General features: G+C 72.6%; 26 protein-coding genes and 1 tRNA gene. 13 read left to right on the forward strand and 14 right to left on the reverse strand.

What is annotated here, in order from left to right; genetic code table 11:
• Nucleotides 1–66 precede the first annotated feature (66 nt).
• A complete protein-coding gene (locus DEJ14_RS09355; RefSeq protein ID WP_111084088.1) occupies nucleotides 67–852 on the reverse strand; it encodes a (S)-acetoin forming diacetyl reductase in 786 nt (261 codons plus the stop codon).
• Between the two features lie 88 nt (nucleotides 853–940).
• Nucleotides 941–1,387, reverse strand: coding sequence for a MarR family winged helix-turn-helix transcriptional regulator (locus DEJ14_RS09360; protein WP_111084087.1), 447 nt, complete (start codon nucleotides 1,385–1,387; stop codon nucleotides 941–943).
• A gap of 158 nt (nucleotides 1,388–1,545) precedes the next feature.
• On the opposite strand from DEJ14_RS09360, the gene DEJ14_RS09365 reads away from it, so the two are divergent.
• On the forward strand, nucleotides 1,546–2,307 hold the full coding sequence (locus DEJ14_RS09365) for an SDR family NAD(P)-dependent oxidoreductase (protein WP_111084086.1): 762 nt from the start codon (nucleotides 1,546–1,548) through the stop codon (nucleotides 2,305–2,307).
• Here DEJ14_RS09365 and DEJ14_RS09370 read toward each other — a convergent pair.
• Both DEJ14_RS09370 and DEJ14_RS09375 read right to left on the reverse strand, forming a co-directional pair.
• On the reverse strand, nucleotides 2,292–3,743 hold the full coding sequence (locus DEJ14_RS09370) for an MFS transporter (protein ID WP_258373172.1): 1,452 nt from the start codon (nucleotides 3,741–3,743) through the stop codon (nucleotides 2,292–2,294). The two genes, DEJ14_RS09365 and DEJ14_RS09370, sit on opposite strands and share 16 nt — an antisense overlap.
• Nucleotides 3,744–3,878: 135 nt before the next feature.
• Complete coding sequence (locus DEJ14_RS09375) at nucleotides 3,879–4,301, reverse strand: winged helix-turn-helix transcriptional regulator (protein ID WP_111084085.1); 423 nt, start codon at nucleotides 4,299–4,301, stop codon at nucleotides 3,879–3,881.
• A 109-nt stretch (nucleotides 4,302–4,410) separates the two neighbouring features.
• On the opposite strand from DEJ14_RS09375, the gene DEJ14_RS09380 reads away from it, so the two are divergent.
• The 3 genes from DEJ14_RS09380 to DEJ14_RS09390 all read left to right on the forward strand — a co-directional run bounded on the left by DEJ14_RS09380 (nucleotide 4,411) and on the right by DEJ14_RS09390 (nucleotide 8,833).
• Complete coding sequence (locus DEJ14_RS09380; RefSeq protein WP_111084084.1) at nucleotides 4,411–5,283, forward strand: oxidoreductase; 873 nt, start codon at nucleotides 4,411–4,413, stop codon at nucleotides 5,281–5,283.
• A 73-nt stretch (nucleotides 5,284–5,356) separates the two neighbouring features.
• Nucleotides 5,357–7,417, forward strand: coding sequence for a GMC oxidoreductase (locus tag DEJ14_RS09385; protein ID WP_111084083.1), 2,061 nt, complete (start codon nucleotides 5,357–5,359; stop codon nucleotides 7,415–7,417).
• 36 nt (nucleotides 7,418–7,453) lie between these two features.
• Complete coding sequence (locus DEJ14_RS09390) at nucleotides 7,454–8,833, forward strand: hypothetical protein (protein ID WP_146249679.1); 1,380 nt, start codon at nucleotides 7,454–7,456, stop codon at nucleotides 8,831–8,833.
• Nucleotides 8,834–8,869: 36 nt separating this feature from the next.
• On the opposite strand, the gene DEJ14_RS09395 is transcribed toward DEJ14_RS09390, so the two are convergent.
• The gene (locus tag DEJ14_RS09395; RefSeq protein WP_111084081.1) at nucleotides 8,870–9,076 is read right to left on the reverse strand and encodes a hypothetical protein; all 207 of its coding nucleotides are present in this window, start codon (nucleotides 9,074–9,076) and stop codon (nucleotides 8,870–8,872) included.
• Between the two features lie 146 nt (nucleotides 9,077–9,222).
• Between DEJ14_RS09395 and DEJ14_RS09400 the strand changes: the two genes are divergently transcribed.
• A tRNA-Gly gene (locus DEJ14_RS09400) sits at nucleotides 9,223–9,294 on the forward strand.
• 263 nt (nucleotides 9,295–9,557) lie between these two features.
• Here DEJ14_RS09400 and DEJ14_RS09405 read toward each other — a convergent pair.
• The 3 genes from DEJ14_RS09405 to DEJ14_RS09415 are packed head-to-tail and all read right to left on the reverse strand — an operon-like array spanning nucleotide 9,558 to nucleotide 11,232.
• On the reverse strand, nucleotides 9,558–9,839 hold the full coding sequence (locus DEJ14_RS09405) for a DUF6510 family protein (RefSeq protein ID WP_111084080.1): 282 nt from the start codon (nucleotides 9,837–9,839) through the stop codon (nucleotides 9,558–9,560).
• Nucleotides 9,836–10,642 (reverse strand): ferredoxin reductase, encoded by an 807-nt coding sequence (locus DEJ14_RS09410; RefSeq protein WP_111084185.1) that lies wholly within the window; start codon nucleotides 10,640–10,642, stop codon nucleotides 9,836–9,838. Before DEJ14_RS09410 ends, DEJ14_RS09405 begins: the two co-directional genes overlap by 4 nt.
• On the reverse strand, nucleotides 10,639–11,232 hold the full coding sequence (locus DEJ14_RS09415) for a molybdopterin-dependent oxidoreductase (RefSeq protein WP_111084079.1): 594 nt from the start codon (nucleotides 11,230–11,232) through the stop codon (nucleotides 10,639–10,641). Before DEJ14_RS09415 ends, DEJ14_RS09410 begins: the two co-directional genes overlap by 4 nt.
• A 155-nt stretch (nucleotides 11,233–11,387) precedes the next feature.
• Between DEJ14_RS09415 and DEJ14_RS09420 the strand changes: the two genes are divergently transcribed.
• The 8 genes from DEJ14_RS09420 (at nucleotide 11,388) to DEJ14_RS09455 (ending at nucleotide 20,556) form a co-directional block, all read left to right on the forward strand.
• A complete protein-coding gene (locus DEJ14_RS09420; RefSeq protein ID WP_111084078.1) occupies nucleotides 11,388–12,989 on the forward strand; it encodes an ABC transporter substrate-binding protein in 1,602 nt (533 codons plus the stop codon).
• On the forward strand, nucleotides 12,986–14,014 hold the full coding sequence (locus tag DEJ14_RS09425) for an ABC transporter permease (RefSeq protein WP_111084077.1): 1,029 nt from the start codon (nucleotides 12,986–12,988) through the stop codon (nucleotides 14,012–14,014). Before DEJ14_RS09420 ends, DEJ14_RS09425 begins: the two co-directional genes overlap by 4 nt.
• Nucleotides 14,011–14,895 (forward strand): ABC transporter permease, encoded by an 885-nt coding sequence (locus tag DEJ14_RS09430; RefSeq protein ID WP_111084076.1) that lies wholly within the window; start codon nucleotides 14,011–14,013, stop codon nucleotides 14,893–14,895. Before DEJ14_RS09425 ends, DEJ14_RS09430 begins: the two co-directional genes overlap by 4 nt.
• Nucleotides 14,892–16,733, forward strand: coding sequence for a dipeptide ABC transporter ATP-binding protein (locus tag DEJ14_RS09435; protein ID WP_111084075.1), 1,842 nt, complete (start codon nucleotides 14,892–14,894; stop codon nucleotides 16,731–16,733). The genes DEJ14_RS09430 and DEJ14_RS09435 overlap by 4 nt, the downstream gene beginning before the upstream one ends.
• The gene (locus DEJ14_RS09440) at nucleotides 16,730–18,787 is read left to right on the forward strand and encodes a CocE/NonD family hydrolase (RefSeq protein WP_111084074.1); all 2,058 of its coding nucleotides are present in this window, start codon (nucleotides 16,730–16,732) and stop codon (nucleotides 18,785–18,787) included. Before DEJ14_RS09435 ends, DEJ14_RS09440 begins: the two co-directional genes overlap by 4 nt.
• Nucleotides 18,784–19,464 (forward strand): TetR/AcrR family transcriptional regulator, encoded by a 681-nt coding sequence (locus DEJ14_RS09445; protein ID WP_258373171.1) that lies wholly within the window; start codon nucleotides 18,784–18,786, stop codon nucleotides 19,462–19,464. The genes DEJ14_RS09440 and DEJ14_RS09445 overlap by 4 nt, the downstream gene beginning before the upstream one ends.
• A 29-nt stretch (nucleotides 19,465–19,493) precedes the next feature.
• Nucleotides 19,494–19,907 carry an SIP domain-containing protein gene (locus DEJ14_RS09450; protein WP_111084073.1) on the forward strand — a complete coding sequence of 138 codons (414 nt, stop codon included), beginning with the start codon at nucleotides 19,494–19,496 and terminating at the stop codon, nucleotides 19,905–19,907.
• 148 nt (nucleotides 19,908–20,055) lie between these two features.
• Nucleotides 20,056–20,556, forward strand: coding sequence for a Dps family protein (locus DEJ14_RS09455; RefSeq protein WP_111084072.1), 501 nt, complete (start codon nucleotides 20,056–20,058; stop codon nucleotides 20,554–20,556).
• Nucleotides 20,557–20,804: 248 nt separating this feature from the next.
• On the opposite strand, the gene DEJ14_RS09460 is transcribed toward DEJ14_RS09455, so the two are convergent.
• The 6 genes from DEJ14_RS09460 to DEJ14_RS09485 all read right to left on the reverse strand — a co-directional run bounded on the left by DEJ14_RS09460 (nucleotide 20,805) and on the right by DEJ14_RS09485 (nucleotide 26,510).
• Nucleotides 20,805–21,467 carry a response regulator gene (locus tag DEJ14_RS09460; protein ID WP_111084071.1) on the reverse strand — a complete coding sequence of 221 codons (663 nt, stop codon included), beginning with the start codon at nucleotides 21,465–21,467 and terminating at the stop codon, nucleotides 20,805–20,807.
• Nucleotides 21,464–22,681, reverse strand: coding sequence for a sensor histidine kinase (locus DEJ14_RS09465; protein ID WP_111084070.1), 1,218 nt, complete (start codon nucleotides 22,679–22,681; stop codon nucleotides 21,464–21,466). Before DEJ14_RS09465 ends, DEJ14_RS09460 begins: the two co-directional genes overlap by 4 nt.
• Nucleotides 22,678–23,124 (reverse strand): DedA family protein, encoded by a 447-nt coding sequence (locus DEJ14_RS09470; protein WP_349775254.1) that lies wholly within the window; start codon nucleotides 23,122–23,124, stop codon nucleotides 22,678–22,680. Before DEJ14_RS09470 ends, DEJ14_RS09465 begins: the two co-directional genes overlap by 4 nt.
• 39 nt (nucleotides 23,125–23,163) lie before the next feature.
• Nucleotides 23,164–23,436: a hypothetical protein gene (locus DEJ14_RS09475; protein WP_258373170.1), complete on the reverse strand. Its 273-nt coding sequence runs from the start codon at nucleotides 23,434–23,436 to the stop codon at nucleotides 23,164–23,166.
• Nucleotides 23,437–23,529: 93 nt separating this feature from the next.
• Nucleotides 23,530–25,098 carry a D-glycero-beta-D-manno-heptose 1-phosphate adenylyltransferase gene (rfaE2, locus tag DEJ14_RS09480; RefSeq protein ID WP_111084069.1) on the reverse strand — a complete coding sequence of 523 codons (1,569 nt, stop codon included), beginning with the start codon at nucleotides 25,096–25,098 and terminating at the stop codon, nucleotides 23,530–23,532.
• Nucleotides 25,095–26,510 carry an aldehyde dehydrogenase family protein gene (locus tag DEJ14_RS09485; RefSeq protein ID WP_111084068.1) on the reverse strand — a complete coding sequence of 472 codons (1,416 nt, stop codon included), beginning with the start codon at nucleotides 26,508–26,510 and terminating at the stop codon, nucleotides 25,095–25,097. Before DEJ14_RS09485 ends, rfaE2 begins: the two co-directional genes overlap by 4 nt.
• Nucleotides 26,511–26,631 lie beyond the last annotated feature (121 nt).

The raw sequence follows: 26,631 nt of genomic DNA on the forward strand, positions 1-26,631 counted from the left end.
TGGCACCGGGCCTCCCGTCCTGTGGGCTGACGCGTTCCGTGATCGACGCGCGTCGGTCCCGGCAACTCAGTTGAAGACCATGCCGCCGTCGACGATGATCGACTGCCCGGTGATGTAGTCCGAGTCCGAACCGGCGAGGAAGGCGACCACGTTCGCCACGTCACTCGCCTCCGCGAGGCGGTCGAGGGTGATCCCGTCGGTGAACTGCTTCCAACCCCACTCCTCCGGCTGCCCAGCGGACTCGGCGGTCTTCTTCGCGAGGTCCGCCATCAGCGGCGTGCGGACGATCCCCGGCGCGTAGGTGTTGACGGTGATGCCGAACTGCGCAAGGTCCTTCGCAGCCGTCTGCGAGAAGCCACGGACCGCGAACTTGGTGGCGGAGTACAGCGCGATGCCCGGATTGCCCTCGTGTCCTGCCTGGGATGCGGCGCTGATGATCTTCCCACCGTGACCCAGCTCGCGGAACGCCTTCGCCGCGGCCTGGGTCCCCCAGACGACGCCGTTGAAGTTGATCGAGAAGATCTTCTCGAGGCTCTCGGGCGTGATGTCCTCGATGGGGGACTGCGGTGCGATGCCGGCGTTGTTCACGATCACGTCGAACCCACCGAGCTCGCGGACGGTGGTCTCCACCGCAGCGAACACGCTGTCGCGGTCCGACACGTTCACGGGGACGGCGATCGCGCTGCCGGCCTTGCCTCCGAGTCCCTCGGCGACCGCGTTCGCTGTGTCCATGTTGAGGTCGGCGATCGCGACCGCGAACCCGTCGGCGTGGAACCGCTCGACGATCGCCTGTCCGATGCCCTGTCCGCCTCCGGTGACCAGGGCGACCTTGCCGTTCTCGGCGCGGGACATGTGTGCTCCTCTTCCGCCTCCACGGCGGCGTCGGATCTCGGCGCATTCCGTGGAGGAATGTTCCGTGGAGTGATACTACTCCGTCGCCTCAGTCGTCGACCGAGAAGGCGTCCGCGAGGGCAGCGAGGGCTGTGGTCGTCGCGTCGAGTTGCGCCTGCGTGATCGTGTCCGTGCGGCGACCGAGCTCCTGTCGCGCGGCGCGGAGCCCGTCGGCGAGCGTCTTGCGCCCGGGCTTCGTCATCCGGAGCAGGGAAGACCGGCGGTCGGCGGGGTTCGGGACGCGCTCGGCCAGTCCGGCGCGCTCGAGCCGGTCGACGATCTTGCTCGCGGCCCCGACCGTGATCCCGATCTCGTCGGCCACCTCCTGGACCCGAGCGGACCCGTCGAGTTCGTCGATCGTGCGCAGCGCGGTGATCAGTCCGAGGTTCGTCCCGGTGGCTTCGGAGACCGCCCCGTCGACCGCGCCCCAGAGCCGGATCTCGGCCCGCACCAGGGTGTCGAAGAACCGGAAGCGATCATCAGGACTCGTCGGCACGCGATCATCTTAGGGTGGCCACCACCGAGCACGTGTCGGACCGACGGGCGACGGGCGCCACCGCCGGGTCGGGAGGCGGAGCGCTCGAGGGTGTACGCAGGGCAGTACCGCGTCGACGCGGTGCACGGCGTCGACCACCTCAGGAAGGCGCCCGCCAGATGACTTCTCCGTTCGACCTCACCGGCAGGACCGCCCTCGTCACCGGCGGCAACCAGGGACTCGGCCGGGCGTTCGCGTTCGGTCTCGCCGAGGCCGGCGCCCGCGTCGCCATCGTGGGGCGCTCCGGGGAGCGCAACGCCCGCGTCGCCGCCGAGGCCGCAGACGTCGGCCACGACTTCGTCACCATCACGGCGGACATCACCGACGGCGAGCAGGTGACGCGCATGACCGAGGAGGCGATGACCGCCCTCGGCCGCATCGACGTGCTCGTCAACAACGCCGGCACGTGCCACCACCGCGACGCCTTCGACGTGCCCGACAGCGAGTGGGATGACGTGTTCGACCTCAACGTCCGCGCACTGTGGAAGACGTCGACGGCGGTGGGCGCGCACATGCGCGACGCCGGTTCGGGCTCGATCGTGAACATCGGCAGCATGTCCGGGCTCATCGTCAACCGGCCGCAGTGGCAGCCGGCGTACAACGCGTCGAAGGCCGCCGTGCACCACCTGACGAAGTCGCTCGCGGTCGAGTGGGCGGAGTACGGGATCCGCGTGAACGCCGTCGCACCCGGGTACGTGAAGACCGAGATGGCCCCGGTGGACTCCCCGGAGTTCCGGCGCTACTGGATCGAGGACGCACCGCAGCAGCGGTTCGCCCTGCCCGAGGAGATCGCGCCGAGCGTCGTGTTCCTGGCGAGCGACGCAGCGTCGTTCATCACCGGATCCGTGCTCGTGGCGGACGGCGGCTACAGCGCCGTCTGAGCCGGTTCGGCCACCGGCGTGCCCGCGCGGGTCGTCGCGCGGGCCATGCCGACGGCGACGAGCAAGGCGGCGACGACCGTCAGGACCACGCCTGCGACGGTGATCCCGCCCTCGAACGCGGCCAGCCGATCGACGCTCCAGGACGTCGTCGCGATGCTGCCCGGCACGAGCAGCGCCAGCACCGTCCCGGTCGCCGCGATGCCCACCGCGGTCGCGAGCTCGCTCGAGGTGTCGACGAGCGCCGCCCCGACCGACGTCCGGTTCGACGGCAGGCCCCGGAGCACGTTGTTGCCCGCGACGACCCCGACGACCCGCATCCCCGCGGCGACGAGGACGAGTGCCGCGGCGACCCAGCCGTACCCGGCACGGCCGCCGACCGTGAAGAGCGCGAGTCCTGCCACGACGGCGCCGGCGCTCAGCCGGGCCGCACGGCCGAGGCCCACCCGCTGCACGAACGGGCCGACGAAGCGTCCGGACGCCAGGAGCACCACCACCTGTGGCAGCGTCCCGATCGCGGCCAGCGCCGGCGACCACCCCCAGGCGAACTGCAGCTGCAGCGTCACCAGGTAGGACAGGCCGGAGACGGCCAGCCCGGAGGCCGCTTTGTACGCCAGACCGCTCGCGACGAGCGGACGGGCGAGCAGGCGCAGGTCGAGCAGCGGCTGTGCCGCAGTGCGCTCCCGCTGCACGAAGGCCGCCACCGCCGCGACCGTCACGACGACCCCGATCCACCCCGGCCAGGAGGCGCTGCCCGCCTCCGCGAAGAGGGTGGGCGTCCCGAGTGCACCGACCAGGGCCGTGGTCCCGAACAGCGCGCCGGTCACGTCGATCCGGTCGGGGTGCAGGTCCTCCGGTCGGTCAGCGGGCACGCCGGCTCGGATGCCGACGAACGCGAGCGCCGCGATCGGGACGTTCACCAGGAGCAGGGCCTGCCACGGCGCCACAGCGAGGGCGAAGCCGCCCGCCGTCGGACCGACCGCGAGCCCGACCAGGCCCGCGGTGGAGATGACCGTCAAGGCGCGGACGCGCAGGGCATCGGTGTCGAAGAGCCGGAAGGCCAGGGCCATCGACCCGGGCGTCGTCATGGCCGCTGCGAGCCCCATCAACGCGCGGACCGCGACGAGTTCGCCGGTCGTGGTGACGAGGGTGGTCGCCAGGGCGGAGAGCGCGAGCAGCACCAGACCGATGAGCATGACCCGACGTCGGCCGAACCGGTCGGCGACCGCGCCGAACAGGAGCATGAGGGCGCCGAACACGACCGAGTAGGCACCGGTGGCCCACTGCAGGCCGGTCGTCGACGCGTGGAGTTCTCGGCCGATGGTGGGCAGGGCGACGTTCAGCACCGAGTTGTCGAGCATCTCGAACAGGAAGACGGCGGACAGGCCGGCGAGGGCGATCCCGGCGTCGCGGAGCCGGGCGGGGGAACGGTTGGACACGTGCACTCCTTCGAAGAAGAAGTGGCGACTCGTCCGAGACCGCGTGTGGGTGCCAGGCCGCCGGGGCGACGAGGCGTTTTGCCCTCTGCGAAGACCATACGTCCCGCCGGACGTCCGGTGCAAGCGCGCCGGAGGCTAGCCGGTGACGTCGTAGCGCTCCTGGTGCGCGGCCACCTCGTCGCGGTGGGCTTCCGACCAGCGCTTGAGCTGCCGCACGGTTCCGTGCAGCGAGAGCCCCAGGTCCGTGAGTTCGTACGTCACCGTCACGGGCACCGTCGCCGTCGCCGTGCGGACGACGAGACCGTCGCGTTCGAGCGACTTCAGCGTCTGCGACAGCATCTTCGGACTCACGCCCGCCAGGACGCGACCGAGTTCGGAGTACCGCATCGGCCTCGGGTCGCTGTCGCAGTCCGGGCCGCTCCCGAGTGCCGACAGCACGAGCGTCACCCACTTGCCGGAGACCCGTGCGAGCAGCTGCTGGCTCGGGCAGGCTGCCAGGTAGGCGTTGTACTGCGCCTTGGCGTCAGCTCGTCGCTCGGCGGCGGTCGTGGTCGGCACAGGGCTCCTCGGGTAGCAACGCACTTCTGGGTAACTCCTTCCGAACGGGAAGCAGTTCGTCAAGAGTGAAACACGAGCAACCGCTCCACAAGTCCTCGAAGGAGATCCGATGACCACCACCACCCCTCGCCTGCCGGGCGGCACCTGGACCCTCGGCGACCGGCCGGTGGCTCGCTTCGGCTACGGCGCGATGCAGCTCACCGGTCCGTGGGTCGTCGGGCCGCCGAAGGACCACGACGAGGCCGTCGCCGTGCTCCGGGACGCCGTCGCCGGCGGCATCACGCACATCGACACCGCCGAGACGTACGGCCCCCGTGTCGCCAACGAGCTGCTGCACGAGGCGCTGCACCCGTACGCCGACGGCCTCGTCATCGCGACCAAGGTCGGCGCGCGGCGGGACGCCCGAGGCGGTTGGCCGACTGCTCGGGAACCCGACCAACTGCGTGCGCAGGTCGACGACAACCTCGAGACGCTCGGCGTCGACGTGCTGGACCTCGTCAACCTGCGGCTGGGCGACGCGAACGGTCCGGTCGTAGGGCCGATCTCCTCGGCCTTCGAGACGCTGGTCGACCTGCAGCAGCAGGGCATCATCCGGCACCTCGGGGTGAGCAACGCGACGACGGACCAGGTGGCGGAAGCGCAGGGGATCGCACCGATCGTGTCGGTGCAGAACATGTACAACCTGGCCAATCGGCAGGACGACCCGCTCATCGACCGGCTCGCGGCCGAGGGCATCGCCTACGTGCCGTTCTTCCCGCTCGGCGGCTTCGCCCCGTTGCAGTCCGAGGTGCTCTCGACCGTGGCGACACGACTCGGGTCGACGCCGATGTCCGTCGCCCTCGCGTGGCTGCTGCGCCGGTCCCCGAACATCCTGCTCATCCCGGGCACGTCGTCGCGGGCGCACCTGCGCGAGAACATCGAGGGTGCCTCCGTCGTGCTGAGCGACGACGACCTGCTCGACCTCGAGGGCATCGGCGGCTGAGCCCGGCCCGTACCCCGCCGTGTCCGTTACGGTGCTCGTGAGCGGCACCGGCGCTGCTCGAGAGGCAGGACCGATGACGGACCACGCGGCCACCGCGGCGCAGGAGTTCCTCCGCACGCACGACGAACGGCTCCGTTCCCTGGTCGACCGGGTGGTGCCCGCGGACGAGTACCCGTCGGCGTCCGAGGCCGGCGCGCTCGACTTCCTGGCCGGGGTGCTGGTCGACCGGCCGGACTGGATGGACCGGCTCCGAGCCGTCGTCGCGCACGAGGGCGTCGACGAGCCCCGGGACGAGGACGATCCCGACTGGACCTGGTTCGCCGAACTCGTGGCCGCGGGCTTCTACGCCGACGCCGGGAACGGCGGGAACGCGGGGGAGCGGTCATGGGACATGGTGGGGTGGCAGCCCGGTCCGCCGGACGGCTGGAGCGTGCCGGTACCGGTACCGACCGCAGCGCCCACGGTCGTGCACCCGTCGCAGCTGGCCGACCGGTACGACGCGGTCGTCATCGGGTCGGGCGCCGGCGGGGGTGTCGCGGCGTGCGGGCTCGCCGAGTCCGGTCGGCGCGTGCTCGTGGTCGAGGCCGGTGGGTGGCCCGGCACCGCGGAACTCAGTCGTGACCACATCCGGAACCCGCGGTCGAGCTGGGGCGTCGCACCGCGGTCGGGGCCGTCCGACGTCGGCAACCCGCGGACGGTGGCGGACGGTCGCGAGCTCCTGGTGCTCCGGCCTTCGTCACCGGGGTGGCACAACAACGCGGTCACGGCCGGGGGCGGCACACGGGTCTACGGTGCCCAGGCCTGGCGGTTCGGGCCGCGGGACTTCGCGATGGCGTCGGCGTACGGCGTGCCGGACGGCAGCGCCCTGGCCGACTGGCCGTTCGGGTACGACGAGCTCGAGCCCTGGTACGAGCGCGCCGAGTGGGAGATCGGGGTCAGCGGCGGTGACGTCGACGGTCCGTGGTCCGGGGAGCGCTCGCGCGCGCGACCGATGCCACCGCTGCCGTCGGGGGCGGCGCGCGATCGGCTCGCCGGCGCCGCGGACGCCCTGGGCATCTCGACGGTCCACGTCCCGCTCCTGATCAACTCGACGCCGTACCTGGGTCGCCGCGCGTGCGAACAGTGCGGCATGTGCGTGGGCTTCGCGTGCCCGGTCGACGCCAAGAACGGCAGCCAGAACACCATGCTGACCCGCGCGTTCGCCACCGGGAACGCCTCGATCGTGCTCGAGTCACGGGTCGCCCGGCTGCGCACGGACGGTGCTGGCCGTGTGGTCGGCGTCACGATCGTCGGCACGGTCGACGGCCACGACTGGCGGGCCGAGGTCGACGCCGCCGAGGTCGTCGTCGCGGCCGGGGCGGTGGAATCGGCACGGCTCCTGCTGAACAGCCGGAGCGACCGCGAGCCCGACGGCATCGGCAACCGTGCGGACCAGGTCGGCCGGCACCTGCAGGGCCACGTCTACGGCGGCGCGATGGGGGTCTTCGACGACGTGGTGGACGACGGTCTCGGACCGGGGCCGTCGATCGCCACCACCGACTACCGGCACGGCGTGCCCGGGCAGATCGGTGGCGGGATCCTGGCGAACGAGTTCATCGCGACGCCGTCGAACACGTACCAGTACCTCGTCGGCACGGGGCTCGCGCCGCGCTCCGGGCTCGACGGCAAGCACGCGATGCGGGACCTGGCGCGGCGCAGCATGCGGATCATGGGGCCGATCCAGGAGGTCACCTCGGCCGACGCGCGCGTCCGGGTCGACCCCGCCGTGACGGACCGGTACGGCATCCCGGTGGCGTCGTTCAGCGGTGGGGTCCACCCCGAGGACGTCCGTGCTCGCGACCACACCAGCGCCCGGAGCGGCGACTGGTTGCGCGCGGCGGGCGCCACGCGCGTGGCGGAGCTGCACGGTCCGGTCCGGGGCACGAGCGGTGGCCAGCACCAGGCCGGCACGCTCCGGACGGGGACGGACCCGGCGACGTCGGTCGTCGACCCGTTCGGCCGGGTGTGGGGCCACGACAACCTCCGCGTGACCGACGGCTCGGTGCACGTCACGAACGGCGGGGTCAACCCGGTGCTCACCATCCTGGCGACCGCGATGCGGAGCGTCGACGCGATGGTCGCGCAGCACGGTTGACCACGTCACCGGTCCGCCACCGATACGGTGGCGTCCGTGACCGACGACCCTGAAGCCGCCATCGCCCAGCACGTCCACGACGCGTGGGACGGTTCCCTGCGGCTCGTGCACATCACGATCTCGGACGAGGACGGCGACGCCTACCCCGGCCAGGACGTCGATCGGTGGGTGATCGACGTCCGGGTGCCCATCACCGACGACGAGGCCGAAGCGGTGTCGGTCGCCGAGGTCGCCGCGTACACGAGCCGGTCACCGGAGTCGGTCGAGGCACTGGTGCTCGGCTACCAGGTGTCCGACGTCGACGGGGACTTCGCCGCGGCGATCGTGGTGCCGGACGCCACCGGCGAGACCTTCCTGTCGCTGCAGACGCACGCCGCCGAGATGCTCGGCAAGCCGGACCTGCTCGCGCTGGACCGGCTCACCGTCCGTCCGGCGTACCGCGGGCTGCCCGGGCTCGTCCCCGCCGTGCTCGACGCCGTGCGCCGTGGCCCCGCCGGTCGTTCGGCGTCGTGGGTGCTCGCGGACCCCTCGGTGTGGAACGTGCCGTTCGAGGACCAGGACCGTGCGGCCGGCGAGTTCGTCCAGTGGGCGGACACCCCCGTGCTCGCGTCGATGAACGCAGACCACGAGGACCTCGAGCGGTTGGCCGCCGTGCCCCCGACCGGCGGCATCGTCATGGGCTCCCGCTCGGACGAGGTGCACCTCGGCGACGCGCTCGACGAGGCGTTGGCACGTCCGGCGATCGCGGTGGCGTTCGCCCTGCCGCCGAAGCTGCCGGCGAGCATCTGGGCCGCCGCCCCCGAGGACGTCCACGGCGTGCACCCCGACGAGGCCACCGGGTCCATCACCGTCGAGACGCACGACGAGCAGCTCGAGGTCGTCGGTTCGCCGGGCACGGCACCGCAGCTGGTCGGGACCTCGGCCTCGGCCGACGCCGCGACGCAGGACTGGCTCCGGGCGGTGCACCAGCGCTGGTGGCAGTACGAGCCCGGACTGCACGACCGGATCCACGAGGTCGTCGACGAGTACCTGACGTCGGGGGAGATCGAGTCCGTCACCGACGAGCGCGCCCCGCACCTGCACGCACCGGACCTGCCCGTGTTCCGCACCGAGTGGCCCGGGATCGGCGAGGTGCACCTGGAACCCCTCGGCGAGGACACCGAACCCGTCGTGTACGACGCCGTGCTCGAGGTCGGCGATGCCCACGACCACATCGGGGTCGTCGTCGTGCACGAGTCCGGGCACGTCCGGGCGTCCCTCCACGACGAGTGGAACCCCGCCCTGGCGGACGTCACCGGTGCGCTCACCCACCTGGTCAGCCTCGGTGCCGGGGAGTTCTTCGCGGACGCGCTGCACGATGAACTGTCGGCCGGCGCCGAGCACGCGATCCTGACGGGCGACGTCCGCGGGCACTGACCGCAGTCGAGCGCCCGGCCCGTCGCCGAGCGCGGCTCAGACCGGGCGGTAGATCGCGATCGGGGGCGCCTGGTCGTCACCGTCGTCGTGCGCGTCGCCGGTGGCGAGCCAGGTCCGCCCCTCGTGCTCGATCGTGGTCGGCAGGTCGCCGTGCACCAGGATGCGGATGGCGGGGGTGTCACCGTCGATCAGGTCGACGCCGTGGGCCTCGGTCCCGCCCGGGTTGTCGTGCACGTAGCTCATGCTCCGATCGAACTCCTCCGCGCCTGAGGACCGCGCCTGACGACCGCGCCTCGCGACACCGGACACGCCCGGATCTGCCGCAGAACACGTCGGTGGGCCCGGGATCGGGTACAGTCGACTCCGCACGGCCCACACGGCGTGCGAATGCGGATGTGGCGCAGTGGTAGCGCATCACCTTGCCAAGGTGAGGGTCGCGAGTTCGAATCTCGTCATCCGCTCGGACAGAACAGGACCCCCGGGGTTGCTCGACAGAGCAGCACCGGGGGTTCTGTCGTTCCCGGGCGCCGTGAGCGGGCGCATCCGGGGGCGCAGGCTTCGGGTACCCGCGCCCACCGGACGCAGAGGCCGCACTGCCCCGAGTGGAGACGCCGGGTGGGTGGCCCAGCGATGTCCCGAAGAGTCATCCGGAGCATCGTCGCGGTCGGATTGGACCCCAGTTCGGGGCATGCGGAAAACCGCAAGAACTCCGCAGGAGATGCGGTCAGTGATTGCGCGAGCCGCGATCCTCGGGTATTGGGATCAGCGCGGCACGGGTACCGGGGAGGCTGATCCAGCGCGCGGAGCCGGCCTCGACCACCGTGACGAGCACGGTGTCGCACGTCCGGCACCGGGCGACGGAGCCCATCGCCGAGCAGTACACGGCGGTGCGTGCGACCGATCCGCGGGCCCCGCACCCCGCACAACACAGCACCGCCACGGTCGGCTCCGGACCGAGCACCTCGGACAGGCCCCCCGCGAGCGCGTTGCCGTCGACGACGATCATCGGCTGCCCCCGAACCGTTCGGCACGGATGTCGGTGGTGTCGTGCCCGAGGTCGGCGAGCCAGCGGAGCACCTGCTCGACGAAGGGCGTCGAGCCGCACACGTAGACGAGCGCCCCGGCGTCGGGTGGGAAGACCGCGGCGGCGAGCGCATCGCGGGTCAGCCGTCCCGCGGGCACGGCGGACCCTGGGGGAGCGGTCCGGCTGTACACGGTGGTCACGTCGAGCGGAGCGTCGGAAGCGACGGCGCGGTCGAGTTCGGCGCGGAAGAAGACGTCGTCCGGGGTCCGGACGGCGACGAGCAACCGGAACGGTGCGGGGTCCCCGGCATCGGCGTGCGCGGTGACCATGGCGACGAGCGGCACGATCCCCGAGCCGCCGGCGATCAGCTGCACTGGACGGTCGGACGCGCCGGGGCGCCACACGAACCAGCCGCCGAGCGGCCCGTGCACCTCGAGCGCGTCGCCGACCTCGACCGCGTCGACCAGGAACGGGGACACCTCGCCACCCTCGACGCGGTCGACGGCGAGCACGACGTCGGTCCGGTCGCCCGCCGAGGCGATCGAGTACGAGCGGGATGCCTGGTAGCCGTCCTCGGCCGTGAGCCGCAGGTCCAGGTGCTGGCCCGGGTCGTTCCCCGGCCACGTCGGGACGTCCAGGACGACCCGACGGGCGTTCGGGGTCTCGCGCTCCACCGAAGCGACCGTCGCGGGGTGCCAGGCCGGCCGTCTGCGGGGCGCGGGCCGACCGGCGGGCGCGATCCGGGCCTCCAGGTCGGTGGCCAGGTCGGTGTCGGGAACCGTCACCAGCACCGCTCTTCCTTCCACGGGTCGCCGTGCAGGTTGTAGCCCGCGTTCTCCCAGAAGCCCGGCTCGTCGTCCGCCTGCATGACGATCCCGCTCACCCACTTCGCGCTCTTCCAGAAGTACAGGTGCGGCACCAGCAGGCGCGCCGGACCGCCGTGTTCGGGCTCGAGCGGTTCACCGTCGGCCTCGAACGCGATAAACGCCTTGCCGTCCAGCAGCTCGTCGAGGGGCACGTTCGTCGTGTAGCCGCCGGTGCTGTGCACCATGCAGTGGTCGAGCGACGTGTCGACGTCCTCGAACAGGCGGTCGAGGGGGACGCCGCGCCAGGGCATGTCGAGCTTGGTCCAGTGGGTGACGCAGTGGATGTCGACGGTGACGTCCTCGACGCCGAGCGCGTGCACCTCGTCCCACGTCCAGGTGTGCAGACCGTTCTCGGTGCGGATCGAGAAGCTCCACGACGCCGGGTCGACCTCGGGCGTGGCACCGGCTGACAGGACCGGCCAGTCACGCACCAGGGTCTGGCCGGGCGGGATGCGGGTGTCGTCTCGGTCGGCCCGACGGCCACCGAACCCCCTGGTGAACGTCGCCATGATCCTCCTCGGACGGGATGGTCCGATCATGCTCCGCGCCGGCGGCGCCCGTGTAACGAGTTCGTAAACACTCGGACGGACGAGGAGCAGGAGTTGGGGGATCGCCGGTCTCCCTCTATCGTTCACCGGAACGATTACAGGAGGGGCCACCCCGAATGCAGCCCATCGTCCCCGAACCCCGGAACGCCCGCGGCCCGAGCCGCCGAGCGCTCCTGACCGGCGCCGCCGGCCTCGCCGGCCTCGGCCTGCTCACCCTCACGGGGTGCAGCTCCGGCGCGAACGCCGGCACGCCCACCATCCCCGAGGCGGCGGCCACCGGCGTCGCCCGACGCGGCGGTCGTCTGCGCATCGCGCGCCCGGCCGCCTCGGCCGCCGAGACCCTCGACTCCGCCAGCTCGCTGTCGGCGTACGAGTACCTCGGCGCGCTGTACAACCGGCTCGTCAAGCTCGACGAACAGGGCACCACCGTGCCCGACCTCGCCGAGGAGTGGTCCGCGAACGCCGACGGCACGGAGTGGACGTTCTCGCTCCGCCGCGGTGTCACCTTCCACGACGGCAGCCGCTTCACCGCGGACGACGCCATCGCGAGCATCCGGCACATCCTCGACGAGAAGACCGGCAGCCCGCAGGCCGGGGTCCTCGGCGAGGTGATGGACGCCGACTCGATGCGTGCGACCGACCCGTACACGCTGCGGTTCTCGCTGACCAAGCCGAACGCCGAGTTCCCGTCGCTGCTCACCGCGTACCAGTGCTACATCGTGCCGGCGGCCGCGATCGCCGACATCGGCCGCACCGGGATCGGGACGGGTCCGTTCCGGCTCTCCGCGTTCACCCCCGCCGGTGCCGGCAGCGTCGAGGCGTTCGACGACCACTTCGCCGGGCGTCCCGCGCTGGACGGCATCGACTTCTACTCGATCCAGGACACCACCGCCCGGGTGAACGCGCTCCTCGCCGGCCAGATCGACCTGATCTCGCAGACGAACCTGGACTTCGCGACCGCTCGGGTGGTGTCCGCGTCCGACCGCGCCACCGTCGCCCGGTCGAAGAACGCCCAGTGGTACACGATCCCGATGCTCGCCACGAGCGACGAGTTCAGCGATCCGCGGGTCCGCCAGGCGATGAAGCTCGCCTACGATCCGCAGCAGATCGTCGACACGGCCCTGCAGGGCACCGGCTCGCCCGGGTGGGACAACCCCGTCCCGCCGCAGCTCGCCGCGTTCGTCGACGACCACCGCGAGTACGACCCGGACAAGGCGAAGGCACTGCTCAAGCAGGCCGGTCACGAGGGGTTCCGGACCTCGATCTACACGTCGAGCTACGAGTCGGTCTTCACGCCGATGGCGGTCGCCTACCGCGACGCCGTCGCCGACGCGGGCATCCGCCTGACCGTCCGCAACGCGAGTTCGGACTCGTACTACACGCAGATCTGGATGCAGAAGCCGCTCATGGTGAGCTACTGGTTCACCGGCCGGCCGATCGACCAGCTCCTCAACCAGATCTTCCGCACGGGCTCGTCCTACAACGAGAGCGCGTGGTCGAACGAGACCTTCGACGGGCTGCTCGACGACGCCCGCGCCGAGATGGACGACGCCAAGCGGCTGACGCTCTACCAGGACGCCCAGCGGCTCGTGGTCGAGGACGGGGCCGACATGACCCCGATGTTCGGCGACCGGCTCGTGGGGCTGTCCCGCGACGTCGTGAACTACTCGGAGTACGGCTTCGAGTTCGACTACCTCCGGATCGGACTGCGCCGATGACGACCAAGAACACCCCGTCGGACGTCCTCGTCCTCGTCCTCCGCCGGGTCGGCATCGCCGTGCTCACGGTCGTGCTCGCCTCGCTCTTCGTGTTCCTGGCCGTGCAGGCGCTGCCCGGCGACGTCGCGCAGCAGCTCCTCGGCCAGAACGCCACCCCGGACGCGGTGAAGCAGCTCCGCGAGACCCTCGGCCTCGACCAGAACGTGTGGCTCCGCTACCTGCAGTGGCTCGGTGGCGCAGTGCACGGCGACTTCGGCACCTCGCTCGTCAGCGGCGAGGCCGTCGCGCCGACGCTGTTCACCGCCTTCCGCAACAGCATGCTCATCGCCGTGCCCGCCATGCTCGTCGGCGTCACGGTGTCCCTGACGCTCGGCGTCCTCGCCGGGGTCCGTCGGGGTCGCCCGTCCGACAAGGTGATCTCGATCGTCAGTCTCGTCGTGATGAGCGTGCCCGAGTTCATGGTCGCGACCGTGCTCGTGCTGCTCTTCGCGATCGGCCTACCGATCTTCCCCGCCGTCGTGCTGCGGGGGAGCGACGCCACCGTCGGCGAACTCCTGCCGACGATCTGGCTGCCGATCATCGTGCTCACCCTGGCGATGGCCGCCTACATCGTGCGCACCGCCCGCTCCTCGACCATCGACGTGATGGCGTCCGAGTTCGTGACCACGGCGGAGCTCAAGGGCCTGACGATGCGCCGCGTGGTCTGGAAGCACGCGGTGCCGAGCGCGCTGCTGCCGACGCTGAACGTCGTCGCGCTCAACGTCGCCTGGCTGCTCGGCGGTGTCGTCGTCGTCGAGAACGTCTTCAACTACCCCGGCATGGGCAAGCTCATGCTCGAGTCGGTCTTCAACCGCGACCTGCCGACGATCGAGGCGATCGCGCTCCTGAGCGCCGTCATCTACGTCGTCTGCAACCTCGCCGCCGACCTCGTGGCGCTCGCCCTCGACCCGAAGCTGCGGACCCGCCAGCGGCGACCGCGCACGCGCACCCGCACGACGCGCAGCACCAGGAAGGCCGCCGCATGACCGCCACCGCCACCCGCCGCCCCGGACGCGTCGTCCTCGCCGGGGCCCTCGCGCCCCTGCGCGGCTCGACGGCGCTGAGCATCGGTCTCGGCCTCATCGCCCTGCACGTCGTGCTCGCCCTGCTCGCACCGGTCATCGCCGGGTACGACCCGGTGGCCACGAACGCCGGTGACGTCCTCGCCGGCCCGACCTGGACGCACTGGCTCGGCACCGACCAGTACGGCCGTGACGTGCTGTCGCGGACGCTCAACGGCGGCCGGTACGCCCTGCTCGTGACGTTCCTGGCCACGACGATCGCCGTCGCGGTCGGCACGGTGCTCGGCTGCATCACGGCGTACGCGGACAACTGGTTCGACGAGGCCGTCATGCGCGTCGTCGACGCCCTGCTCAGCGTGCCGTCGATCCTCGCCCTCCTCGTCGTCGTCACCGTCTTCGACGCCGGGCTCTGGGTCATCGTCCTCGCCGTCACCGTCGTCTACGCGCCCGCCGTGACCCGCGTCGTCCGCGGTGCCGCCCGCACCGTCATCACGCAGGACTACGTGACGGCCGCCCGGGCCCGCGGTGAACGCGCGCTGTCGATCGTGTTCCGCGAGATCCTGCCGAACGTCCTCGACGTGGTGCTCGTCGAGTACGCCATGCGGGCCTCGTGGATCGTGCTGCTCGTCGCGTCGCTGTCCTTCCTCGGCTTCGGCGCCAACCCACCGACGCCCGACTGGGGGCTGATGGTGCAGGAGAACCGCACCGCGCTGACCGTGGTGCCGCTCGGCACGCTCGCACCGATCGTCGCCCTGGCGACCCTGGTGATCGGGCTCAACCTCGCCGCCGACGGTCTGAGCAAGTCGCTCGGCGTCGACCGCGCCACGAAGGGAGTGAGCGCATGACGCACACCGACACCGCACCGGCCGCACCAGCGACCGCGACGGACCCCATCGTCCGCGTCGACGACCTCGCGATCTCCTACGCGGCCGGCAAGCGCCTGGTCCCCGTGGTGCGCGGCGTCTCCTTCGCGATCCCCGCCGGCCGCACCCTCGGGCTCGTCGGGGAGTCCGGCAGCGGCAAGTCCACCGTCGCCCGGACCCTGCTCGCGCACCTCCGAGCGGGCTCGACGATCGTCGGCGGCTCGGTCCGCGTCGGCGGCGACGACGTGTTCGCGCTCTCGCCGTCCGGCCGCCGCGAGCTCCGCGGCGGCGTCGCCTCCGTCGTCGCGCAGAACGCCGGCCAGGCACTCACCCCGTCGATGCGCGTCGGCGAGCAGATCCGCGAGGCCCTGCGCGCCCACCGCGAACCCGACGGCCCCGAGCGCGTCGCCGAGCTGGTCCGGTTGGTCCGGCTGCCAGACCCCGACGCGATCGTCCGCCGCTACCCGCACCAGCTCTCCGGTGGGCAGCAGCAGCGCATCGCGATCGCGATGGCCGTTGCCGCACGCCCCCGGGTGCTCGTGCTCGACGAGCCCACGACGGCGCTCGACGTCGTCACCCAGGCCGCCGTCCTCGACCTGATCGCGGACCTCGGCCGGCAGCTCGGCATGGCCGTCCTGCTGGTCAGCCACGACCTCGGGGTCGTGTCGGCGATGGCGGACGAGATCGCCGTCATGCGCGACGGCGAGGTCGTCGAGCACGCCGCCACGGCGGCGCTCTTCGCCGCCCCGCAGCACGAGTACACGCGTGCCCTGCTGGCCGCGGTGCCGGACGGGCGACGGCCGGGAGGATCGGGGCACGTGCCCGAGACGGCGACCGTCTCGTCGGCGGTCGCCTCCAGGGCCGGCCGAACCGTTCCTGTCCCCACCGGCACGGCCGGCCCGCCGCTGGCGCGTCGCGCCGGAACCGGCGGCGTGGGCCCCGAACCGCTCGTCCGTCCCGTGGTGACCGCCGAGGACCTGGTGATCCGCTACGGACGCGGCCTGCCGGCCGCCGTCGACGGCGTCTCCTTCACGATCGCGCCGCGTGAGACGCTCGCGGTCGTGGGGGAGTCCGGAAGTGGCAAGTCGACGCTCGCGACGGCCCTCGCCGGCCTGGTGCCCGCCGAGTCGGGCACGTTCTCGTTCGACGACGGGACCGTGAGCGGCGACCTGCGCGAGCCGATCGCCGGACGGTCCCCGGACCTTCGTCGTGCGGTGCAGCTCGTGTTCCAGAACGCCGACACGTCGCTCAACCCGCGGCGCACCGTGGGCGCGGCGATCGGGCGACCGCTCAAGCTGTTCACGGGCACGTCCTCGCGGCAGCGCGTCGGCGAGCTGCTCACCCAGGTCGGCCTCGCCCCGGAGTTCGCCGACCGGCTGCCGGCGCAGCTCTCCGGTGGGCAGCGACAGCGCGTCGGCATCGCCCGGGCCCTCGCCGCCGAGCCGCGCCTGGTCATCGCCGACGAGATCACCACCGCGCTCGACGTGCAGGTGCAAGCCGGGATCCTCGCGCTCCTCGCCGACCTGCAGCGCTCGCGCGGGCTCAGTTGCCTGTTCATCAGCCACGACCTGGCCGTCGTCCGGGGCGTCGCCGACCGGGTCGCCGTGATGACCGGCGGCCGGATCGTCGAGATCGGACCGACCGAGCGGGTCTTCACCGGCCCGAACCACCCGTACACGTCGACGCTGCTCGCCGCGACGCTCGAACCGGGCAGCACGGAGCTGCCCGACGTCGGCGACGGTGTGCCGCGCTGGCGGCACACCGAGGGCTGGACCGACCACGGCGACGGACACCGCACCCGCAACTGGGGGGACGCATGAGCGACGGGACCACTCCCGCCACCTTCACCGCCATCGGCGCGCCGGACGCGCTGCCGGACGGCGTGACCGTCCGCGACGAGTGGATCCCGATGCCCGACGGCGTCCGGCTGCACACCCGGATCTGGTCGCCGGCGTCGCCCGACGGTCCGGTGCCGGTGCTGCTCGAGTACCTGCCGTACCGGCTCGACGACTGGACCGCGCCCCGCGACTCGGAACGGCACCCTTGGTACGCCCAGCACGGGTACGCCTCGGTGCGGGTCGACATCCGGGGCAGCGGCTCGTCGGACGGGTTCTTCGACGACGAGTACAGCGAGCAGGAGCTCCGCGACGGTGAGGCCGTGATCGCCTGGCTCGCCGAGCAGGAGTGGTCGAACGGCGCCGTCGGCATGTTCGGCATCTCGTGGGGCGGGTTCAACGCCCTGCAGCTCGCAGCTCGGGCGCCCGCCGCGCTCAAGGCCATCGTCACGGTGTGCTCGACGGACGACCGGTACGACAACGACGTGCACTACGTCGGCGGAGCGGTGCTCGGCATCGACATGGCGGCGTGGGGCGCGACGATGTTCGCGTTCAACTCGCGACCGCCGCGGCCCGAGGTCGTCGGCACGGACTGGGTCGACCGGTGGCGCGAGCGGCTGGAGTCGAACCGCCCGATGACGCCGGTGTGGCTCGCGCACCAAGAGCGCGACGACTACTGGCGGCACGGCAGCGCCGCCGAGGACTACGGCACCATCGGCGCAGCGGTCCTCGCCGTCGGCGGCTGGGCGGACCCGTACCGCGACGCCGTGCTCCGACTGGTGTCGAACGTGCAGTCCCCGGTCAAGGGCATCGTCGGACCGTGGTCGCACCAGTACCCGGACCGCGGTCTCGCACCCGGACCGTCGATCGGGTTCCTGCAGGAGACGCTGCGCTGGTGGGACCGTTGGCTCCGCGGGATCGACACCGGCGTGGAAGCGGACCCCGCGCTCCGCGCCTGGATCAACGAGGGCGAAGCACCGGCGACGTACTACGCCGCGCGACGGGGCCGGTGGGTCGGCGCCGAGGCGTGGCCCTCGACGGCGACGCACCGGCGCGCGCTGCCCCTCGCGACGCTGCGCGGCGGCGAGGACGGGCCTGTGGTCGTCCGGTCGCCGCAGCACACCGGCGCCGACGCCGGACGCTTCTTCCCGTTCGGCAACGCGACCGACCTGCCACCCGACCAGCGTGCCGAGGACGGCCGCTCCGTCTGCTTCGACCTGCCCGTCGGCAGGGCGTTCGACCTGCTCGGCAACGCACTCGTCACCCTGTCGGTCACGAGCGACCAGCCCCGCGCCACCTTGACGGTACGGTTGTGCGACGTCGCGCCGGACGGCTCGTCGACCCTCGTGACGCGCGGGGTGCTCAACGCCGCGAAGCGGGACGGCATGGACCGGAACGACCCGCTGGTCCCCGGCGAACCGGCGTCGCTGCCGGTGCAGCTCGTCGCGACCGGACACCGGTTCGAAGCCGGGCACCGCATGCGGATCGCGGTGTCGTCGTCCTACTGGCCCTGGGTCTGGCCGCACGGCACCGAGGCCACCGTCACGATCGACCCGACGGCGTCCGAGGTGTGCCTGCCGGTCTGGACGCGCGACACCGACGACGACGTGCGCTTCGACGAGCCCGAGCGGTCGACGCCGCTCGCGATCGAGCGTGTGGCACCGACCGAGCAGCTGCCGCAGCGCACCGTCACGCACGACGTCGAGACGGGCGAGTGGACCCTCGACGTCGACCCCGGGTACGGCGGCGGACGGGTCTACCCCGACGGGCTCGTCTTCAGCGAGGACGCCCGTGAGACGTACCGCATCCGGTCGGACGACCCCAACTCGGCCGTGGCGTCGTCGCGCTGGGCGATCGGCCTGGAGAAGCCGGACTGGTCGGCGCGGCTCGAGACCTCCTCCGAGGTCACCGCCGACGCCGAGGCCTTCCACGTCGTGAACACCGTGCGGGCCTGGGCCCGTGTCGGCGGCCCGGACGTCCCCGAGGTGCTGGTCACCGAGCAGACCTTCGCCGACGACGTCCCGAGGACCTCGGCGTGACCGGCGCGGCGGGGGCGGCAGCGGGGGCTGCGCCGCGCGTCCGGCAGCGTCCCGCGGTCCGGCGCGCGATGATCGTCGCGGCCGCCCGCGCCGTCATCGTCCGGAACGGCGTCGGCGCGACGGGCCTGCGGGACATCGCCGCCGAGGCGGGGGTGTCCGTCGGCACCGTGACGTACCACTTCGGCAGCGTGGCGGAGATCCTCAACGAGGTCGTCGTGCTCGAGACGGAGCGCTTCTACGGGGCGATCGTCATCGCCGTCGACGCCGAGTCCGACCCCGTCGAGGCGCTGCGGATGCTCGTCGCGCCGCTGTTCGACGACACCGAACAGGTCCGGCAGCACTGGCGGATCTGGTCCGACTACTGGACCGCGGTCGCCCGCCGGCCCGAGGTGGCCGCCGAGTACGCCGAACGGATCCGCGTCTGGGAGGCCTGTCTGGTCCGCGTGATCCGCCGCGGTGCCGACGCCGGCACGTTCCCGGGCGGCGCCGGACCGATCGACCCGGACACCGTGGCCCTGAAGCTCGCGGCCTACAGCGACGGTGTCGCGACGCAGATCGCCCAGGGCGTCCCCGGGCTCACGAACACCGTCGCGCTGTCGTGGATGTGGACGTTCCTGGCGCACGAACTCGGTGTGCCGGCTGTGGAGATCGCCGGAACCGGCCAGCAGCCCTTGTGATGAGGTAAGGCTTGCCTTACCGTTGCAGCATGGCACGGACCCGGCGACAGCCCAGCGAACGCATCCTCATCGCCGGCGGCGTCGAGGACCTTCCGGAGATCCGCCGTCAGCTCGAAGACCTGCCGGAGAACGCGTACGGACAGGTCTTCGTCGAGGTCGCCCTCGACGAGCAGATCCGCAACCTGCCCGCACCGCCCCGCGTGACCGTGACGTGGCTGGTCCGCAGCGCCCGCGCCTCGGCGGTGTCGCCACTCGTCTTCGCCGACCACGGCGAGGCCCTCGCGCACGCCCTGACCGGCTGGGCGGCCGAGTGGTGCGTCGCCGACTGCGAGCCGCGCACGAGCGTCTGGATCGGGTGCACCGACAGCCCCTGGGTCGAGCGCGCGCGTTCCGCCGTCCAGATCGAGCTGAGCGACGCCGGCTTCGACACGCTCGTCGGCTGACCGCTGCCCGCTGCTGGTGCCGGTAAGGGCAGCCTCCGCTTCCTTGCGGCATACAAGAGAAGCGGGCATGGTTGTGTCCATCGGCAGCACCGAACTGGTCAGGACAGGCCCAGCGATCCGGTGTAACCACGACGCAGGAGGTTCAGACATGACCACGACCACCACCAGCACCACGACCACCACGTCCCCGTTCTCGACGACGCCGGAGCTCGCCGCCGGAGTGGCACAGTTCCTCGCCCCCGTCGTGATCGACCTCGAGGCACTCGTCGTCAACGGCAAGCAGGCGCACTGGCACGTCCGCGGCCGCAACTTCGTCGGTGTGCACGAGCTCCTCGACGACATCGTCGAGCACGCCCAGGCCTACGCCGACACCGCCGCGGAGCGCATCGTCGCCCTCGGCCTGCCGGTCGACTCGCGCATCGCGACCGTCGCCGCCAACACGACGCTGCCGCCGCTGTCGCAGGGCTTCCAGAACTCCGACGTCACCATCACCGAGGTCATCGCCCAGATCGACGCGGCCCTGCTGCAGGTCCGTCGCGCCGTCGAGGGTCTCGACGAGGTCGACCTCAACAGCCAGGACGTCGTCATCGAGATCGAGCGCGGTCTGACGAAGGACCGTTGGTTCCTGCAGGCGCACCTCGCCGCCTGAGTCGCGACCACCTACTGACGGGAGGCCCGGTGCCGGCTGGCACCGGGCCTCCCGTCCGTGTGTCGTCGGGTCTGCCCACCGCGACCTGCGTCGACCCGGCGCGCGGCTGGGCGACACGCCGCTGGCACGACGCCGAAGTTCCACGGACCGACGGTTCGGCGCGCGAGATGTGCAGATTTCGGAACCTCGTCGGACGTGAGCGGCGCGTCGGACGTGAGCGGCGCGTCGGACGGGACGTGAGCGGCGCGTCAGGCGGACGGGCGGACCAGGCCGGCCTCGTACGCCAGCACCACGGCGTGCACCCGGTCGCGCAACTGCAACTTCGCCAGCACCCGCCCCACGTGGGTCTTGACGGTCTGCTCCGCGATGAACAGGTCGCCCGCGATCTCGCCGTTCGACCGCCCGCGCGCCATGAGCAGGAAGACGTCGCGCTCCCGGTCGGTCAGGACGTCGAGCACCTCGGTGCGCGGAGCGGCGGTGACCGGTCCGGCGACGAACGCCTCGACCAGGTGCCGGGTCACGCGCGGCGCGAGTAGTGCCTCGCCCGCGGCCACCGTGCGCACCGCGGCGACGAGCTCGTCGGCGCTCGCGTCCTTGAGCAGGAAGCCGCTCGCCCCGGCGCGCAGGGCGTCGAACACGTAGTCGTCGATGTCGAACGTCGTCAGCATGACCACGCGGACGGGTCGGTCCGTCGGCGCCGCCGTGATCCGTCGGGTCGCCTCGATCCCGTCGAGTTCCGGCATCCGGACGTCCATCAGGATCACGTCCGGCTGCAGTCGGATCGCCGCGACCACCGCCTCGGCACCGTTCGCGGCCTCGCCGACGACCTCGACGTCGTCCTGGGCCTGGAGGATCGCCTGCAGTCCCATGCGGAACATCTGCTGGTCGTCCACCACCATCACCCGCGTCATCGGCTGCCCCCGTCGGCTGCCGGTACGCGGACGGGAAGCGTCACCACGACCGTGAAGCCGCCGTCCGCCACGGGGCCGTTGTCGATCGTGCCGTCGAGCGCCGTCACCCGCTCGCGCATACCGGCCAGGCCGAAGCCACCGTCGTCGGGTGGTGCGGTCGGCACGGTGCCAGCGGGTGGAGCGGTGTTGGCGACCTCGACCCGGAGACGCGTCTCGTCCCTCTTGACCGTCACGACGGTGGACGCGCCGGGCGCGTGCCGGGCGACGTTGCCGAGCGCCTCCTGCACGACCCGGTAGACAGTGAGCTGTGCGAGCCGGTCGACGTCGTCGGCGACGTCGACGCGGAGCTCCACGGGGATGCCGGCGGCGCGCGTGGCCTGCACGAGCGCGGGCAGGTCGGCGAGGTCCGGCTGCGGGGCGCGCTCGGCGGCGGTGTCCCCGCGCAGGGTGCCGAGCAGCTGCCGCATCTCGCGCAGCGCGGTGCGCGAGGTCTCGGCGATCGCGGCGAACTCGGCGCGGGCCTCCTGCGGCAGGTCGGCGACCCGGTACGGGGCCGACTCCGCCTGCATGTGCACGACGGACATGCTGTGCGCGACGACGTCGTGCAGCTCGCGGGCGATCCGGGAGCGTTCCTCGACCGTGCGGCGCCGGGCCTGCTCGAGCTCGGCGTCGCGGCGGGCGGCGACGAGCTCCTGGCGGATGCTGCGGCGCTGCCCGATGACGACGGCGGCCGCGGCGACCAGGAGCGTGTCACCAGCCGACACGACGAAGCTCGTCGCCCAGACGGCGGGCTGGTCCCAGCGGCCCGGCGTCACGGCGACGAGCAGCAGGGGGAGCACGGCGGCGACGGCCCAGACGATCGCGGTCAGCCGCCAGGTCGAGCGGACTCCGAGCACGACGAGCAGGACGCTCAGGCCGATGATGCCGGTGACCGGGATCGGCCACGGGCTCGTCTCGACCGGGGCGGTGAGCAGGCCGAGCGCGACGAGACCGACGAGGTGGGCGGCGGCGGCGGTGCGGGGGACGAACGGGGCGATGCCGATGCTGACCGCGAGCACCGCCGACACGAGCAGGGAGAGCGGGACGGCGACGGCGTAGTACACCGAGGTCACCGGGGCGGCGACGCTGAACAGGGACACCACCGCGACCACGAGTGCGATCCGGGTCGCCAGCGGCAGCCAGGTCGGTCGCGGGCGGAGCAGGGCGGTGGTCACGGTCGGACGATCTCTCCGGTGGGGACGATGCGGGGTGTGGCGGACGGGGCGTGCGCGACGGGTGCGGTGCTCGCGGTCGGCACGTCGGTCGCGGGCACCCCGGTCGCGGGCACGCCGGTCGTGGGGACGATCGCGGCGGCCGCTCGGGCGGCACGGGCATCGCGCCTGCGGCTGATGCTACCGATGACCCGGTCGACCGCGATGCCGAGGCCACCCGCGACCACCATCGACACCAGGGCGGCGACGAGCGGCTCGTGCAGCACCTGCGACGCGGCCAGGGCGATCCCGACCGACGTCGCGGACCACGCCGTCCCGGCGATCGCACTGATGGCGAGGAAGCGACGGTAGGGCAGCCGGGTCGCGCCGGCGGTCATGTTCACCGCGACCCGGCCCACGGGGATGTAGCGGCCGACCAGGATCAGGCTCGCGGACCGGCGCTGCATCTGCCGTTCGGCGAACGCGAACGCCGCAGCGATCCGCGGTCACCGGGACTGCGCCAGGCGCGCGAGTCCGATCCGGCGGCCGATCCAGTACGCCACCGAGTCACCCGCGATCGCCCCCACCGCGGCGGCCACCAGGACCCCGGCGAGCACCGGCTGGCCGGACGTGGCAGCGATGGCGGCGACGGCGACCAGCGCCGACTCGCTCGGGACCGGCGGGAAGAAGCCGTCGACGAAGCACAGGGCGACGAGCACGACGTAGACGAGCGGGCTCGCGGCCAACTCGACGACGAACGGGGTGATCTGGTCGAACACGGCGACGCTCCCTCCGTCGACGGACCTCGTCGACGGGTTCGACGCTACGGAGCACCGCGAGCGCTGCCATCCCGCCGGGGTCTCGACGACCCCCTACTGCGGTATGACCTTTCCGTCCGTGGTCCCCTCGGGGTCGGTCGCGGCTGCGGTCGCGGTGGTCGCTGCGGGCACGGCCGTCGCGGGCCCGGCTGTCGCGGCGGCGGCTTCACGGATGCGCCGGACCACGGCCGTCGTGGAGTGCTCGGGGACGTAGTCGACCATCACCACCTCGCCGCCGTACCCGCGCACGACCGCCGTCTCGCGGAGCATCTCGGGCGAGTAGTCACCGCCCTTGACGTAGACCTCGGGGCGCAGCCGTTCGATGAGCGGGATCGGTGTGTCGGTCGCGAACACCGTCACCAGGTCGACGCAGGCCAGGGCGGCGATCACGCCGGCGCGGTCCTCGGCCGGGTTGATCGGGCGTTCCGGGCCCTTCAGCCGTCGCACCGAGTCGTCGTCGTTCAGCGCGACGACCAGCAGGTCGCCGAGGTCCCGGGCCTGGCGCAGGTACGTCGTGTGCCCACGGTGCACGACGTCGAAGCAGCCGTTCGTGAACACCACGCGCCGACCGGCCTGACGGGCCCGTTCGACGGCGATCGCGAGTTCGTCGTGGTCGACGACGGTGGCTGCCGGTGCCGTCACCGAGTCGAGCAGGGCGGCTGCGCTGCAGACCGACGTGCCGGCTTCGCGGACGACGACGTCGGCGGCGGCCTGCGCCACGGAGACGGCGTCGCGGACGGACGCGTCGACCGCGAGCGCCACCGTCGCTGCGGCGCAGAACGTGTCCCCGGCGCCGGACGCCTGCTGCTCGGAGGCCGGCACCGCTCGGGTGCGGAAGCCCTCGTCCGTGTCGGGCTCGAGCAGCACGGTGCCGTCGCGGTCGAGCGTGACGACGGCCGCGCGGGCACCCGTCCGGGCGAGGACGTCGGCCCGTGCGCCCAGGACGGCGGCCACCCGGTCGGCGCCGGTCCCGAGGTCGCGTCCGAGCAGTGCTGCGGCCTCGCCGGCGTTCGGCGTGACGAGGTCGGGTCGCAACGACGCCCAGCGGGGCAGGTCGTGCGCGTCGACGACGATCGACCCCGGGCGGTCGCGGTCGAGCACCGGGACGACGTCCTCGGCACGGACGCCGAGTCCGTAGTCGCAGACGACCGCGGCGTCGGCGCAGCGGACGGCTCGGGCGACGGCACGTGCCAGCCGTTCGTTGTGGTCGGCGGTCGGCGTGCCGGCCAGGTCGTCGACCCGCACCACGACCCGGTCGCCACCGACCACGCGGGACTTCGTGGTGGTGCGCGCACCGGCGATCTCGACCAGGAACGCGGTGTCGACGCCCGCGGTCTCGAGCCGTTCGCGCAGGACGTCACCGGGCTCGTCGTCGCCGATGAGTCCGACGATCCGGACGCGGGCGCCGAGCGCGCGGGCGTTCACCGCGGTGTTCGCCGCGCCGCCGGGCACCGCGATGGTCTCCGTGACCCGGACGACCGGTGCCGGTGCCTCGCGCGAGACCCGCTCGGCCTCGCCCACGGTCCACCGGTCGAGGATGCAGTCGCCGATCACGACGACGAGTGGTTCGCGGTCGTCGATCGTGGCGACCAGGTCGCGGACGAGCCGGACGTCGACGCTCATCGCGTGCCGCCGGCGGTGCGTGCGGGCGCGGGCTCGAGGTGCACGACCGTAGTGGTGGTCATCTCGTCGAGCAGGTGCGGGCCGTACCCGAAACCCGCTCCGGAGGCACGGCGCGGCTGGGCGCTGCCGCCCGGTGCACCACCGAACACCGCGTTGACCTTGACGGTGCCCACCGGCAGTTCCGCGGCGGCGCGCAGGGCGTGACCGGTGTCGTTCGTCAGGACGGTGGCGGCCAGGCCGTACCGGTCGGCGGCGGCGAGCCGGAGACCCTCGTCGAAGTCGGCCACGACGCGGACCGGTGCGATCGGACCGAAGGTCTCCTCGGTCATCACGAGCATGTCGTCGGAGCACCCGGTGAGCACGGTCGCCGGGTAGAAGGACCCGACGCCGTCCGGGATGACCCCACCGGTCCGTGCCGAGGCACCGCGCTGCAGGGCGTCGTCGACGTGGGACTGCACGGTGCTGCGCAGCCGGTCGTCGACCAACGGTCCGTAGCTCGTCGCGGGTGCGGCGGTGCGGCGCTCCGCCTCGGCCACGAGGGCGGCGACGAACGGCTCGGCGACGTCGCGGTGCACGTAGACGCGCTCGACGCTGGTGCAGATCTGCCCGGTGTTCGCGAACGCGCCGAGCGCCACCTGGGCGGCGGCCCACTCCGGGTCGACTTCGGCGTCGACGACGACCGCGTCGTTCCCGCCGTTCTCACGGACCACGTGGGCTCGGGTCGCGACGGCGACCTCGGACAGCCGGTCACCGGTCGCGGTGGACCCGACGTGCGCGTAGACGTCGATGCCGTCCTGGGCGAGCAACAGCTCGCCGGTCGAGCCGTCCCCGTCCACGCCGACGAGCACGCCGTCGGGCAGGACCTCGGCGAGCAGCGCGTTCAGGCGCGCGATGGTGGCGGGGGACCGCTCGCTGCCCTTGTGCACCACGGTGTTGCCCGCCACGATCGCGGCACCGAGGATGCCGCAGGCCACGGCGACCGGGTCGTTCCACGGCGTCAGGGCGAGCACGACTCCGCGGGGGTGCGGGACGGCCCAGTCGGCTGCCCCGAACTGCCCGCGCAGGGCCTCGCCGCGGTGCACCGGCCCGAGCTCGGCGTACTGCACGAGCGTCCCCACGCCGGCTTCGACCCCACCGAGTGCGTCGCCCGGCACCTTGCCGGTCTCGCGGGTGTTCAGGTCGGCGAGCTCCTGCGCGTGTGCGCGCACGTGCTCGGCCGCCGCGTGCAGCAGCGCCCCGCGCTCGGCCGGGGCGGTGCGTGCCCAGGAGCCGGCAGCGGCCCGGGCGCGGGCGACCGCATCGCGGACCTCGGCTTCGGAGGCACGGGGCAGGGTCGACGCGACCGTCCCGTCGACGGGGTCGGTCACCACCAGGTCCGTGGCGGCGTCGGCAGCGGCGGGTGCGATCGTCATGGTGTCCTTCCGGAGGGCGTACGGGGGTCAGACGGTGCTCGGACACCGCTGTGTGCCGACTCGATTCCGCGCTTCGTGTCCATCGGTGCCCGTCCGTCGCCCGGTGCTGGACGTCCCACCG

The sequence above is a fragment of the Curtobacterium sp. MCJR17_020 genome, assembly GCF_003234365.2.
In the GTDB taxonomy this organism is placed as follows: domain Bacteria; phylum Actinomycetota; class Actinomycetes; order Actinomycetales; family Microbacteriaceae; genus Curtobacterium.

Coding starts and splice junctions, on each gene's coding strand:
- DEJ14_RS09470 (WP_349775254.1), bottom strand. CDS start 23,124: ATGCAGCGCCGGTCCGCGAGCCTGATCCTGGTCGGCCGCTACATCCCC.
- DEJ14_RS09380 (WP_111084084.1), top strand. CDS start 4,411: ATGACCACCACCACCCCTCGCCTGCCGGGCGGCACCTGGACCCTCGGC.
- DEJ14_RS09425 (WP_111084077.1), top strand. CDS start 12,986: ATGACGACCAAGAACACCCCGTCGGACGTCCTCGTCCTCGTCCTCCGC.
- rfaE2 (WP_111084069.1), bottom strand. CDS start 25,098: ATGAGCGTCGACGTCCGGCTCGTCCGCGACCTGGTCGCCACGATCGAC.
- DEJ14_RS09435 (WP_111084075.1), top strand. CDS start 14,892: ATGACGCACACCGACACCGCACCGGCCGCACCAGCGACCGCGACGGAC.
- DEJ14_RS09355 (WP_111084088.1), bottom strand. CDS start 852: ATGTCCCGCGCCGAGAACGGCAAGGTCGCCCTGGTCACCGGAGGCGGA.
- DEJ14_RS09405 (WP_111084080.1), bottom strand. CDS start 9,839: ATGATCGTCGTCGACGGCAACGCGCTCGCGGGGGGCCTGTCCGAGGTG.
- DEJ14_RS09460 (WP_111084071.1), bottom strand. CDS start 21,467: ATGACGCGGGTGATGGTGGTGGACGACCAGCAGATGTTCCGCATGGGA.
- DEJ14_RS09455 (WP_111084072.1), top strand. CDS start 20,056: ATGACCACGACCACCACCAGCACCACGACCACCACGTCCCCGTTCTCG.
- DEJ14_RS09485 (WP_111084068.1), bottom strand. CDS start 26,510: ATGACGATCGCACCCGCCGCTGCCGACGCCGCCACGGACCTGGTGGTG.
- DEJ14_RS09385 (WP_111084083.1), top strand. CDS start 5,357: ATGACGGACCACGCGGCCACCGCGGCGCAGGAGTTCCTCCGCACGCAC.
- DEJ14_RS09440 (WP_111084074.1), top strand. CDS start 16,730: ATGAGCGACGGGACCACTCCCGCCACCTTCACCGCCATCGGCGCGCCG.
- DEJ14_RS09365 (WP_111084086.1), top strand. CDS start 1,546: ATGACTTCTCCGTTCGACCTCACCGGCAGGACCGCCCTCGTCACCGGC.
- DEJ14_RS09395 (WP_111084081.1), bottom strand. CDS start 9,076: ATGAGCTACGTGCACGACAACCCGGGCGGGACCGAGGCCCACGGCGTC.
- DEJ14_RS09420 (WP_111084078.1), top strand. CDS start 11,388: ATGCAGCCCATCGTCCCCGAACCCCGGAACGCCCGCGGCCCGAGCCGC.
- DEJ14_RS09415 (WP_111084079.1), bottom strand. CDS start 11,232: ATGGCGACGTTCACCAGGGGGTTCGGTGGCCGTCGGGCCGACCGAGAC.
- DEJ14_RS09430 (WP_111084076.1), top strand. CDS start 14,011: ATGACCGCCACCGCCACCCGCCGCCCCGGACGCGTCGTCCTCGCCGGG.
- DEJ14_RS09450 (WP_111084073.1), top strand. CDS start 19,494: ATGGCACGGACCCGGCGACAGCCCAGCGAACGCATCCTCATCGCCGGC.